Origin of the sequence: Streptomyces sp. NPDC020597, assembly GCF_044335095.1 — a bacterium.
Classification (GTDB): domain Bacteria; phylum Actinomycetota; class Actinomycetes; order Streptomycetales; family Streptomycetaceae; genus Streptomyces.
The window spans coordinates 125,195-137,368 of record NZ_JBIRUL010000009.1 but is presented as its reverse complement, the minus strand read 5'-3'; the positions used below and the strand labels follow the sequence as shown (position 1 = coordinate 137,368).

At 70.9% G+C, this 12,174-nt stretch carries 11 protein-coding genes and 1 riboswitch; of the genes, 3 read left to right on the top strand and 8 right to left on the bottom strand.

The window, feature by feature from the left end; translation table 11 throughout:
* The first annotated feature begins 95 nt into the window (after positions 1-95).
* Positions 96-545 (top strand): hypothetical protein, encoded by a 450-nt coding sequence (locus ACH4ZA_RS18045; RefSeq protein ID WP_319276406.1) that lies wholly within the window; start codon positions 96-98, stop codon positions 543-545.
* A gap of 81 nt (positions 546-626) precedes the next feature.
* Here the strand turns inward: ACH4ZA_RS18045 and ACH4ZA_RS18040 are convergent, their stop codons facing one another.
* Both ACH4ZA_RS18040 and ACH4ZA_RS18035 read right to left on the bottom strand, forming a co-directional pair.
* Positions 627-2,147 (bottom strand): MFS transporter, encoded by a 1,521-nt coding sequence (locus ACH4ZA_RS18040; RefSeq protein ID WP_398430254.1) that lies wholly within the window; start codon positions 2,145-2,147, stop codon positions 627-629.
* 67 nt (positions 2,148-2,214) lie between these two features.
* A complete protein-coding gene (locus ACH4ZA_RS18035) occupies positions 2,215-3,537 on the bottom strand; it encodes a DUF445 domain-containing protein (RefSeq protein ID WP_398430252.1) in 1,323 nt (440 codons plus the stop codon).
* Between the two features lie 215 nt (positions 3,538-3,752).
* On the opposite strand from ACH4ZA_RS18035, the gene ACH4ZA_RS18030 reads away from it, so the two are divergent.
* Positions 3,753-5,108 carry an SGNH/GDSL hydrolase family protein gene (locus tag ACH4ZA_RS18030; RefSeq protein WP_398430468.1) on the top strand — a complete coding sequence of 452 codons (1,356 nt, stop codon included), beginning with the start codon at positions 3,753-3,755 and terminating at the stop codon, positions 5,106-5,108.
* 99 nt (positions 5,109-5,207) lie between these two features.
* Here the strand turns inward: ACH4ZA_RS18030 and ACH4ZA_RS18025 are convergent, their stop codons facing one another.
* Genes ACH4ZA_RS18025 through ACH4ZA_RS18010 form a run of 4 tightly spaced genes read right to left on the bottom strand, consistent with a single transcriptional unit; the run spans position 5,208 to position 8,609 of the window.
* Entirely contained in the window at positions 5,208-6,047 is an 840-nt protein-coding gene (locus ACH4ZA_RS18025) for a DUF1707 domain-containing protein (RefSeq protein WP_398430250.1), read from the bottom strand.
* Between the two features lie 9 nt (positions 6,048-6,056).
* On the bottom strand, positions 6,057-7,082 hold the full coding sequence (locus ACH4ZA_RS18020; RefSeq protein ID WP_398430248.1) for an ATP-binding cassette domain-containing protein: 1,026 nt from the start codon (positions 7,080-7,082) through the stop codon (positions 6,057-6,059).
* A complete protein-coding gene (locus ACH4ZA_RS18015; RefSeq protein ID WP_319276530.1) occupies positions 7,079-7,843 on the bottom strand; it encodes an ABC transporter permease in 765 nt (254 codons plus the stop codon). The genes ACH4ZA_RS18020 and ACH4ZA_RS18015 overlap by 4 nt, the downstream gene beginning before the upstream one ends.
* Positions 7,844-7,892: 49 nt before the next feature.
* Complete coding sequence (locus ACH4ZA_RS18010) at positions 7,893-8,609, bottom strand: ABC transporter permease (RefSeq protein ID WP_398430246.1); 717 nt, start codon at positions 8,607-8,609, stop codon at positions 7,893-7,895.
* 315 nt (positions 8,610-8,924) lie between these two features.
* Here ACH4ZA_RS18010 and ACH4ZA_RS18005 point away from each other — a divergent pair, with 315 nt between their 5' ends.
* Positions 8,925-11,348, top strand: a complete 2,424-nt coding sequence (locus tag ACH4ZA_RS18005) for a transglycosylase domain-containing protein (RefSeq protein ID WP_319276400.1) — start codon at positions 8,925-8,927, stop codon at positions 11,346-11,348.
* Positions 11,349-11,360: 12 nt separating this feature from the next.
* Here ACH4ZA_RS18005 and ACH4ZA_RS18000 read toward each other — a convergent pair whose 3' ends face one another.
* Positions 11,361-11,681, bottom strand: coding sequence for a DMT family transporter (locus ACH4ZA_RS18000; RefSeq protein ID WP_398430244.1), 321 nt, complete (start codon positions 11,679-11,681; stop codon positions 11,361-11,363).
* 35 nt (positions 11,682-11,716) lie between these two features.
* A riboswitch (guanidine-III (ykkC-III) riboswitch) is annotated at positions 11,717-11,787 on the bottom strand.
* 47 nt (positions 11,788-11,834) lie between these two features.
* A complete protein-coding gene (locus ACH4ZA_RS17995; RefSeq protein ID WP_398430467.1) occupies positions 11,835-12,137 on the bottom strand; it encodes a GroES family chaperonin in 303 nt (100 codons plus the stop codon).
* Positions 12,138-12,174 lie beyond the last annotated feature (37 nt).

The following is a 12,174-nucleotide window of genomic DNA, read 5'->3' as shown; positions in this document are numbered from 1 at the left end:
GGCGGCGGGACCGGGTGACAGCGATGGCGGGATTCCGTCGCGTCCTGGCACTCCTGCCACTTCTGTACGGTCCGCGTGCCGCCTACCGTCGGCGCGTGACCAAGTTCCTCCTCGCCGTCCACGTCCTCGCCGCGATCGTCGCGATCGGACCCGTGACCGTCGCCGCCAGCATGTTCCCGCCCGCCGCGCGCCGGGCCCTGGCCGCTCCCGACGACGCGCGCGCCTCCGAGACCGTGCTGCTGCTGCACCGCGTCTGCCGGGTGTACGCCGTCGTCGGCCTCGCCGTCCCGGCGTTCGGGTTCGCCACGGCGGGCGCGATGGGGGTGACCGGCGACCCCTGGCTCATCGCGTCGATCGTGCTGACCGCGCTGGCCGCCGGGGTGCTGCTCGTCCTCGTGCTGCCCCGGCAGGAGGTGCTCGTCGAGGGGCGGGGGGCGCGCGGGACGACCGTGCGACTGGCCATGTACACCGGGGTGTTCAACCTGCTGTGGGCGACTGTGACGGTCCTGATGATCGTGCGGCCGGGATCGACGACGGGCGCGTAGTCGGCGGCCCGGCGGCGGCCGACGGAGCGGCCCGACGTCGGGCCGCTCCGTCGGGCGCTCCGTCGGCCGCCGCGGCGCGGATCAGGCGGTCGCCTTGCGGGTGCCGTCACCCCGCTTCGTCGCCTCGCGGGCCTTCGTCGCCGCGGCTGTCAGCGGCTTGGCGATGTCCTCCAGGGAGCGTCGCTCGGCCTTGACCGCGAGGACCGCCGCGACCAGGCCCGCCAGGCACATCAGGGTCGCGCCGATGGAGAACGCGAGGACCGTGTCGCCGACCTTGCCCGTGTCGGTGAGCTTGGCGAACAGCAGGGGGCCGCTGATGCCGCCCGCGGCCGTGCCGAGGGCGTAGAAGAAGGCGATGGACATCGCCCGGGTCTCCATCGGGAAGACCTCCGACACGGTCAGATAGGCGCTCGACGCGCCCGCCGACGCGAAGAACAGCACCGCGCACCAGCAGGCCGTCATCGTCGTCGCGTCGAGCGAGCCCTGGTCGAACAGCCAGGCCGTGCCGAACAGCAGCACACCCGACAGCAGATACGTCGAGGAGATCATCACCCGCCGGCCGACCGTGTCGAACAGCTTGCCCAGCAGCAGTGGGCCGCAGAAGTTACCGATCGCGATGACGGCGAAGTAGTAGCCGGTGTCGCCGCTCGGCACGTCGAAGAACCTGGTGAGGATCGCGCCGAAGCCGAACGTGATCGCGTTGTACAGGAACGCCTGCCCGATGAAGAGGGAGAAGCCGAGGATCGAGCGGCGCCGGTAGTCGGAGAACACCGTGCGGGCGATCTCGGCGAAGGAGACGCTGCGCCGCTGGTGGATGGTGAGCTCGCCCTCGGCCCGGGGCAGCCGCTCCCCCTTGTCCGCCTCGATCTGCCTCTCGATGGAACTGACGATCTCCTCGGCCTCCCGGTCCCTGCCGTGGATCAGCAGCCAGCGCGGGCTCTCCGGGACGTGCCGCCGTACGAGCAGGATCACCAGGGCGAGGACGGCGCCCAGCGCGAACGTCAGCCGCCAGCCCACGTTCGCCGCGAACAGGTCCGTGTTCAGCGCGACGATCGACAGCAGCGAACCGCCGACCGCGCCGAGCCAGAAGCTGCCGTTGATGATCAGGTCGACGCGGCCCCGGTACTGGGCCGGGATCAGCTCGTCGATCGCGGAGTTGATGGCCGCGTACTCGCCGCCGATGCCGAAGCCGGTGAGGAACCGGAACAGCAGGAACCACCAGGTGTCGAAGGAGATCGCGGTCAGGGCGGTGGCCGCCAGATACACCGCGAGGGTGATCATGAACAGCTTCTTGCGGCCCCATTTGTCGGTCAGCCGGCCCCAGAACAGGGCTCCGGCGCAGGCGCCGGCCACGTACAGCGCCGCCGCGATGCCGGTGACCTGACCGGACGTGATCGGCAGACCGCTGCCCGGCTCGGACAGCCGGGCGGCGATGTTCCCGACGACCGTGACCTCCAGGCCGTCCAGGATCCACACGGTGCCGAGTCCGAAGACGATGGTCCAGTGCCAGTGCGACCAGGGCAGCCGGTCCAGACGGGCGGGGATGTCGGTGGTGATCGTGCGGCCTCTCTCGGCCGGCACTGCGGCTTCGGCGCTGGTCATGGGCTCCCTCCTCGGCACGCGCTCCTCATCGAGCGGAACGCGGTCCGGGTGCCCGCGGCCGACGCCTTTACGCTCCGAGCCAGTGCGCCACGGTGTAGATGAGCAGCCCGGCCAGCGAACCCACCACCGTGCCGTTGATCCGGATGAACTGCAGGTCACGGCCGATGTTGGCCTCGATCTTGCGCGTCGTGTGCTCCGCGTCCCAGCCCGCGACGGTGTCCGTGATCAAAGAGGTGATCTCCCGCCGGTACGTCGTCACCACGTGCACCGCCGCGCCCTCCACCCAGCTGTCGACCTTCTCCTGCACCTTCGGCTCGGTGGCCATCCGCGCCCCCAGCGACAGCAGCGAGGCCCGCACCCGCAGCCGCAGCTCGCTGCGCTCGTCCTCCGCGGCCGCCACGATCATGGAGCGGACGGCCGTCCACACCGACGCGATCAGGTCCTGCACCTCGCCCCGGCCCAGCACCTCGCCCTTGAGCCGCTCCACCCGCGCGCGCGTGTCCGTGTCGGACTGCAGATCGACGGCGAAGTCCCGCAGGAAGCGGTCGAGGGCGCCCCGCGCCGGGTGGGAGGGCATGTCCCGCATCTCCGCGCAGAACCGCAGCAGCTCCTTGTAGACGCGCTCGCCGATCCGCTTGTCGACGAAGCGGGGCGTCCAGCCGGGCGCACCGCCCTGCACCGCGTCCATCACCGAGTCGGCGTGCAGCTCCAGCCAGTCGTGCGCCCTGGACACCACCAGGTCCACGGCCCGCCGGTGACCGCCGTCCGCCACGATCCGCTCCAGCAGCTTCCCGATGCCCGGCGCGATCTCCTGCGCGTCGGCGCGCCGGGTGATCGCCTCGCCGACCACCGCCTGCACGTCCGCGTCGCGCAGCACCGTCAGCGCGCCGCGCAGAGCCGTCGCCAGCTCCGCCGTCACCCGGTCGGCGTGCACCGGCTCGGCCAGCCAGGCGCCCAGCCGGGTGCCGATGCCCACCGACCTCAACCGCTGGCGCACCACGTCCTCGGAGAGGAAGTTCTCCCCGACGAACTCACCCAGCGAGACGCCCAGCTGGTCCTTCTTGTTCGGGATGATCGCCGTGTGGGGAATGGGCAGGCCGAGCGGGTGACGGAACAGCGCCGTCACCGCGAACCAGTCGGCGAGCGCACCGACCATGCCCGCTTCCGCCGCCGCCGCCACATAGGACGCCCACGGGCCCGCCCCCCGGTGCTCGGCCCACTCGGCGAGGACGTACACCACGGCCACGAACAGCAGCAGCCCCGCCGCGGTGAGCTTCATCCGGCGCACCCCGCGCCGCTTCTCGTCGTCGGCGGCGCTGAACACGGTCATCGCGCGCGCCGCCCCGGCACGGGCCGCCCCGGCGCCCGTCGGCTCCTCCGTACGATCCATCCGCTCCACCCGTTCCGATCGGCCGCGCACCGCCTGCGTCCCGCACGCTGATAATGGTCCCTGCCTGACCGACTCCTGGAACGGAACAAGAGTTCCCGTCGTCTGTCAGACGGGGGAGCTCGACGGTGAACTCCTGCATGAACGCGTGCCCCGTCGGCGCACGCACGCATCATCCGGAGCAGCACCGCTCCCCGCACGAGGAGAACCACACCCGCATGACCGCCAAGCATCATGGTTATGCCCTGCTCGCGGCGATCGTCGCCCTCGTCGTGGGCGTGTCCGCCGCCATATACCTGGGCGCCGCCTCCGGTGACGGCGCCGGCTCAGGTCGCCGCTCCGCCGGGGACACGCTCGCAGCGGGCCCCGGCCCGGGCAACGCGGCTCCCGTCTCGACCGGCGTGTGGGTCGGGGCCTGGTCCGCCGCGCCCTCCGGCGGGGAACCGGGCACCGCGACCCACGGCACGGCCGGCCGCACCGTCCGCAACGTCGTGCACACCGGCGTCGGCGGCACCAGCGCCCGCATCACGCTCTCCAACCTCTACGGCGACGCACCGCTGACCGTCACCCACGCCACGCTCGCCGTCGCCGCCGCCGACGACAGCGCGGCCGCGGACCCCGCCACCCTGCGCCGGCTCACCTTCGCCGGATCCACCGCCGTCGTCGTCCCGGCGGGCGGCCAGGCCGTCAGCGACGCCGTCGCCGTCGTCGTCCCGCACGACGCCGACATCCTGGTCAGCACCTACACCCCGACCTCCGCGGGCCCGGTCACCCATCACCCGCGCGCCCGGCAGACCAGCTACGTCGCCGACGGCGAGTCCACCGAGGACGTCACCGGCGCCTCGTTCACCGCGACCAGCGTCTACTGGCGCTACCTGACCGCTCTCGATGTGCTCAGCAACGAGGCCGACGGCACCCTCGTCGCCTTCGGCGACTCCATCACCGACGGCGTCACCTCCACCGCCGGCGAGAACCGCCGCTGGCCGGACGTCCTCGCCGGCCGGCTCCGCACAGCGCTCGCCGCCGGCCGTACCACCGGCGCCGACCCGCCCCGCTACGGCGTCGTCAACGCGGGCATCAGCGGCAACCGCGTCCTCGTCGACGACCCGCTGCGCGGCGCCAGCGGCCTCCACCGGTTCGACCGCGACGTCCTCGACCGGCCGAACGTGAAGGCCGTCGTCATCGACCTCGGCATCAACGACATCCTGCGCGACCGGAACCCCGACGGCCCGCAGGCGATCCTGGCCGGCCTGCGCACCCTCGTGGACCGCGCCCACGCCCGCGGCGTCCGGGTCGTCGGCGCCACCCTCACGCCGTTCCGCGGCCACCGCGGCTACACCGAGGCCCGCGAACGCGTCCGGCAGCAGGTCAACGCGGCGATCCGCACGGGCGACCTGTTCGACGACGTCGTCGACTTCGACAAGGCACTGCGCGACCCCTACGACCCGCGCGGCCTGCGCTCCGAGTACGACTCCGGGGACCATCTGCACCCCAGCGACCGCGGCTACCGGGCGATGGCGCACACCGTCGACCTCGGCGACCTCGCCGGGCCGGCCGCCCCCGCACGACTGTGACGACGCCGGACGCCGAGCGACGCACATCGCCCGCCACCCGGTCCCGGCCACCACGGCCTACCGCAGCCCACGCCGTCCAGCAGACGCGCGCCGGCCCGCCTACTCCTCGCCTCGGCGCTCCCGCCGCTCCTCCCGGCGACCGGACCCCTCCCCCAGACCCAGCCCCTGCTCGTGGCCGTGGCGGTGTCCCCGCAGCAGGTCCTTGTGGCCCTCCAGCATCCGCCGGTGCGCCTCCTGCACGTCGTCCCGGAAAGCGGCGTGCAGCTCCCGCCTCGCCGCCCTGCGGTCCAGCTTCTCCTGCCGCCGGGCGGCCCGCGTCACCTTGCGCTCCACACCGACCCCGCCCCAGAACGCGAACCCGGTCACCACCACCCGCGGCGCCCCCGGCTCGCCCCGCACACCGCTCTCCCGCTGGTCGAAGCCGCCCATCACGCCGATCCCGCGCACCACGACCTCCACCCCCGGCGGCACCGTGATCTGCACCCCGCCCATGACCGCGAAGCAGTTGATCTCGACCTCCCCGGCCGAGAAGTCCGCCTCCCGCAGGTCGATCTCCCCGCCGCCCCAGAAGGCGACGCACGTGAACCGCCGCGGCACCGTCCAGCGGCCCTTGCGCTGGAAGCCCGACATCACCGCCACCGCCCACGTCGACGACCCCTCGCCGCCCACGATCCGCCCGGCCCAACCCCCCTCCGGGGACGGCTCCTTGTGCAACGACACCACGGGCGGCGCAACCATGCCCGAAGCCGGCAGGTCACGCGTGATCGGCGCCAACTCCCGGTACGTGCGCGCCGCGTAGGTCTGCTCCAGCCGCTCCTCGAACTCCGCCATGTCCAGACGACCCTCGGCGACCGCGTCGCGCAACACCTCGGCGACCCGCTCACGATCGGCGTCGGAGGCACGAAGGTCCGAACGGTCCGGGACTGCGTCGTCGGTCATGCCCGCAGCCTACGAGTTCCCGGCCCCCGGCACTACGGTCTCCCGCTCCCCCGGGGACCCGCCGTCCCCCGCCCCGTACAGCATCCTGGCGATCACCGCCTCGATGTCCGGCTCCCGCACCGACAGGTCCACCAGCGGGTACTCCGCCGCGATCCGCGCGACCAGCGCCGCCGCCGACCCCGACGCCGGAAACGCCAGCCACTGACGCGGACCCTCGACCCGCACCACCCGGGCCGCGTCCCCCACCTGGATCGGCGGCGACTCCCGCTCCAGATCCACCACCAGCGTCCGCTCGCTCTCACCCACCTCGTGCAACCCCGCCAGCGCCCCGTCGTACACCAGACGCCCGTGGTCGATCACCATCACCCGCGAGCACAACTGCTCGATGTCCTGCAGATCATGCGTGGTGAGCAGCACCGTCGTACCCCGCTCGGCGTTCAGCTCGCGCAGGAACTCCCGCACCCGCCCCTTCGACACCACGTCCAGACCGATCGTCGGCTCGTCGAGATACAGCACCTCGGGATCGTGCAGCAACGCCGCCGCGATGTCACCGCGCATCCGCTGCCCCAGTGACAACTGCCGCACCGGCACCTCCAACAGGGCCGACAGATCCAGCAGTTCCACCAGCCGGTCGAGATTCTCCCGGTAACGCCCGTCCGGGATGCGGTACATGCGGTGCATCAGCCGGTACGAGTCGATCAGCGGCAGATCCCACCACAGCGTCGTGCGCTGCCCGAAGACCACCCCTATCCGGTGCGCCAGCCGCGTCCGCTCCCGCGACGGATCGATCCCCGCCACCCTCAGCCGGCCACCGCTCGGCGTCAGGATGCCCGTCAGCATCTTGATCGTCGTCGACTTCCCCGCGCCATTGGGCCCGATGTAACCGACCATCTCCCCCCGCGCCACCGAGAACGACAGCTCGTCGACCGCCCGCACCCGCCGCAGCTCACGCTTCAGGAACCCCGTCCGCCTGCGCACGTCGAAGACCTTCTCGACCCGGTCCACCTCGATGAAAGCATCCTCGGACACACTCAACTCCCCGTACTCCGATACGACCTGAGACCCACCCGCCACGCCAGCCCCGCCCCCGCACAGCACACCAGGGCCGCCAGCGGCGAGGCGAACGCCGCCCACCCCGGCAACCCCAACGGATACGGCCGCCCCAGCACATACGCCGCAGGCACCCAGTTGACGAACGCCAACGGCAGCACGAACGTCACCGAACGCAGCAACTCCCTGCCGAACACCGTCGGCGGATACTGCAGCAACGTCTGCCCGCCGTACGTGAACGCCGCCTGCACCTCCGCCGCGTCCTGCGCCACGAACTGGAACGACGCACCCGCCACGAACACCGCCGAGAAGATCAACCCGCCGCACACCAGCATCACCGGCACCAGCAACACCTTCACCGGCGTCCACGCCACATCCAGCGACACCAGCGCCCACCCCAGCACCAGAGCGCCCTGCGTGATCCGCGCCACCCGGCGCAACGCGAACCGGTCCGCCGCCACCTGCGCCAACACCGGCGCCGGCCGCACCAGCAACATGTCCAGCGTCCCGTCCCGCACCCGCGTACCCAGCCGCCCCGCCGAACCGATCGCCAGATCCGCCGCCCCGAACGACGTCGCCGACAACCCGTACAGCAACGCGATCTCCGGCAACGTGTACCCGCCCAACACGTCCACCTGCGAGAACATCAACAAGATCGCGACAAAGTCCAGCCCCGTCACCAGCAGACCGCCCAGCACCGTCATCACGAACGACATCCGGTACGTCAACGTCGAGCGAATCCACATCCCGGCGATCAACCGGTACGCCCGCAACCCCTCCGTCAGCCGGCCGACCTCACCCACCCTGCACCACCACCCGCCGCGTCGCCGCACCCTGCACCAGCCGTCCCACCGCCAGCAGCACCACCGCCCACCCCGCCTGGAACGCGAACGCCGACCACGCCTCCACCCGCCCCATCAGCACGTCCGCCGGCGTCTGCAACAACGCCGACCACGGCAGCAGCATCACGACGTCCCCCAACGGCTGCGGAAACGCGTTCAACGGCAACGCCATCCCCGAACAGAACACCCCCGTGACCATCAGCACCTGCAGCGCCCCCGTACCGTCCAGCAGCCAGAACCCACTGAGCGCCACCAGGAACCGGAGCGCGTAGCTCACCACCATCGCCAGCACCACCGCCACCAGGAACGCCAGCCACACCCCCGCCTCGTCCGGCAACGCCGTCGGGAAGAACAACGCCCCGAACACGAACGGGATCACCCCCCGCCCCAGCAGCTGGAACAACGCCCGCCCCAGGTCCGTCGCCAGCCACCACGCCTGAAGATCGGCCGGCCGGTACAGATCGACCGCCACCTCACCCGTGCGGATGCGCTCGATCAGATCCGCCTCGAAACCGCCGCCCTGGATCGCCAGCGTCGCGAACAACGCCTGCCCCAGCCACACGTACGTCACCGCCTGCGCCTGGTCGTAACCCCCCAGGTGCGGCCGCTCGTCCCACAACGCCAGATATGTGTAGACGAGGATCAGGCCGAAAACGGTGTTCGTGAACACCCCCGCCGCCGTCGCCACCCGGTACGTCGCGTACCTTCGAAAGCCCCCCGCCGCGACGGCCGCGTACAACCGCGCCGATCCCAAGGCAACCCTCCTCCTCGCCCAGTAGTCACCTGGGTGCCCCCTGCGACACCGAAGCGCAGGAGCCTAGTGCGCCGCCCCCGCCGCGTGCCACGCGTTTTCCGGCACAACACGCGCCGATTGTCGGGAACGGAACGCCCGGTGCGAGAGTCTTCAACAGGGGGCGCAGAAGAAATAAACGAGGCGTACGAGGCGTACGGGAACGTACGACGCGAAACAGGAGTCCTGCAACACATGAGCGACGAGCCGCAGCCGCAGCAGCCCACCGAGGGCGCCGCCCCCGGAGAGCCCGAGGCGGGTGACGGAGGGAGCAGCAAGAAGGTGAAGCGACCCAAGCGCACCGGCTGGCGCCGCCTGCTGCCCACCTGGCGGATGGTGCTCAGCACCTTCGTCCTCGGCGTCCTGCTCCTCGCCGGCCTGTTCTTCCTCGGCTACTCCATGGTCAAGATCCCGCCCGCCAACGCCCTCGCCACCAAGCAGTCCAACGTCTACCTCTACGCCGACGGCACCGAGATCGCCCGCGACGGCAAGGTCAACCGCGAGAACGTCGACCTCGCACAGATCTCCAAGGACGCCCAGCACGCCGTCCTCGCCGCCGAGGACCGCGACTTCTACACCGAGTCCGCCATCGACCCCAAGGCGATGCTGCGAGCCGGCTGGAACACCGCCACCGGCAAGGGCAAGCAGTCCGGCTCCACGATCACCCAGCAGTACGTGAAGAACTACTACCTCGCGCAGGAACAGACCGCCACGCGCAAGGTCAAGGAGTTCTTCATCGCGATCAAACTCGACCGCGAGAAGTCCAAGGACGAGATCCTCGAGGGCTACCTCAACACCAGCTACTTCGGCCGCAACGCCTACGGCATCCAGGCCGCCGCCAAGGCCTACTACGGCATCGACGCCCTCAAGCTCAGCGCCGCCCAGGGCGCCTACCTCGCCGCCCTCGTCAACGCCCCCAGCGAATACGACGTCATCGCCCACCCCGAGAACCGCAAGGCCGCCGAGGCCCGCTGGAACTACGTCCTCGACGGCATGGTCACCAAGGGATGGCTCACCGCGTCCCAGCGCACCGGCATGAAGTTCCCCAACCCCAAGGAGACCTCCGGCGCCGACAACGGCATGTCCGGACAGCGCGGCTACCTCGTCAACGCCATCAAGGACTACCTGCGCGACAACAAGATCGTCACCCAGGCCGAACTCGACGCCGGCGGCTACCGCATCACCACCACCCTCGACAAGAAGAAGCAGAACGCCTTCGTCGACGCCGTCAACGACCAGTTGCTGAAGAAGCTCGACAAGAAGAACCGCAAGGTCGACACCTACGTCCGCGCGGGCGGAGCCGCCGTCGAACCGAAGACCGGCAAGATCCTCGCCCTGTACGGCGGCGTCGACTACGTCAAGCAGTACACCAACAACGCCACCCGGCAGGACTTCCAGGTCGGCTCCACCTTCAAGCCGTTCGTCTTCACCTCCGCCGTCCAGAACGACTCCACCACCCAGGACAACCGCCGGATCACCCCCAACACGATCTACGACGGCACCAACAAGCGCCCCGTCCAGGGCTGGTCAGGACCCGTCTACAACCCCGAGAACGAGGACTACGTCAACTACGGCGACATCAACGTGCGCACCGCCACCGACAAGTCCGTCAACTCGGTGTACGCGCAGATGGCCGTCGACGTCGGCCCCGCCAAGGTCAAGCAGACCGCCATCGACCTCGGCCTGCCCACCGACACCCCCGACCTGCAGCCCTACCCCTCCATCGCCCTCGGCACCGCCAACGCCAGCGTCCTGGACATGGCACAGGCCTACGCCACCCTCGCCAACCACGGCAAGCACGGCATGTACACGATGATCAGCAAGGTCACCAAGGACGGCTCCGACGTCGTCCGACTGCCCGCCTACAAGGCCTCCCAGGTCGTCAGCCGCGAAGCCGCCGACACCACCACCTCGATCCTGCGCAGCGTCGTCCAGAACGGCACCGCCAGGAAGGCCCAGGCCATCGGCCGCCCCGCCGCCGGCAAGACCGGCACCGCCGAAGACGACCAGGCCGCCTGGTTCGCCGGCTACACCCCCGACCTCGCCACCGTCGTCGCCGTCATGGGCCAGGACCCGGTCACCGCTCACCACAAGTCCCTCAAGGGCGCCCTCGGCCTCCCCCGCATCAACGGCGGCGACGCCCCCACCCAGATCTGGGCCCAGTTCACCGAGAAGGCCCTCAAGGGCAGCCCCGCCAAGGACTTCGACCTCACCCTCCAGGAAGGCGGCGGCGACTCCGCCGCCCCCTCCGACCCGGCCGACGCCCCGGACGACCCCACCGACGAAGAGACCGGCGGCAGCACCCCGAGCGCCGGCACCAAGGGCCAGACGCAGGGACAGAGCCAGGGCCAGACGGGCGGCGGCAGCACCACCAACGGCAACACGACCGGCGACACCAGCACCGGCGCCACCGGGGGCAACACCGCCGACGGCGGCACCTCGACCGGCACCGCGAACGGCGGATCGGCGACCAACGGGACGACCAGCGGCACCAGCTCCGGCACCACCGACGGCGGCGGCACGTCGACCGGCACCACCGACGGCGGCGGAGGCGGCGACGCCGGCAACTCCACCGGCACGACCGTCGGCCCCCAGCTCACCCCCACCCGCCGGGAATGACCGCCGACCGCCTCAATGACCACCGGTCGCCTTGAGCCCCACCACCGCGACCAGCAACAGACACACGAAGAAGATCCGTGCGGCGGTCACCGGCTCCCCCAGCACCGCCATCCCCACGACCGCCGCACCGGCCGCACCGATCCCCACCCACACGCCGTACGCCGTGCCGATGGGAAGCGAACGCGCCACATACGACAGCAACAGCATGCTGGCGACGATCGCCGCACCGGTGAACAGACTCGGCACGAGCCGCGTGAACCCGTCCGTGTACCTCAACCCCACCGACCAGCCCACCTCGAGCAGACCGGCCACGACCAGCAGAACCCACGCCACGAGACACCTCCGACAGACACGGACGACACAACGCCGATGCGTCGTCTTTGCCTGCATCCCGGTACGGCGCGTCTCGTCGGGCACCTTCGAAGATAGCAAAGCCACAGCAAAAAGGGCTGGTGACAACGGTCACCAGCCCTTTCAGCCATGCAATCAGAGGTACAGCCCCGTGGAATCCTCCGACCCCTCGAACCGGTCCGCAGCCACGGCATGCAGATCGCGCTCCCGCATCAGCACATACGCCACGCCCCGCACCTCCACCTCCGCACGGTCCTCCGGGTCGTACAGCACACGGTCACCCGGCTCCACCGTCCGCACGTTCTGCCCCACCGCGACCACCTGCGCCCACGCCAGCCGGCGACCGACGGCCGCAGTGGCGGGAATCAGGATCCCGCCACCCGAACGCCGCTCGCCCTCACCGGCCTCCTGCCGCACCAGCACACGGTCGTGCAGCATCCGGATGGGCAGCTTGTCGTGCTGCGGATCGAGGTCG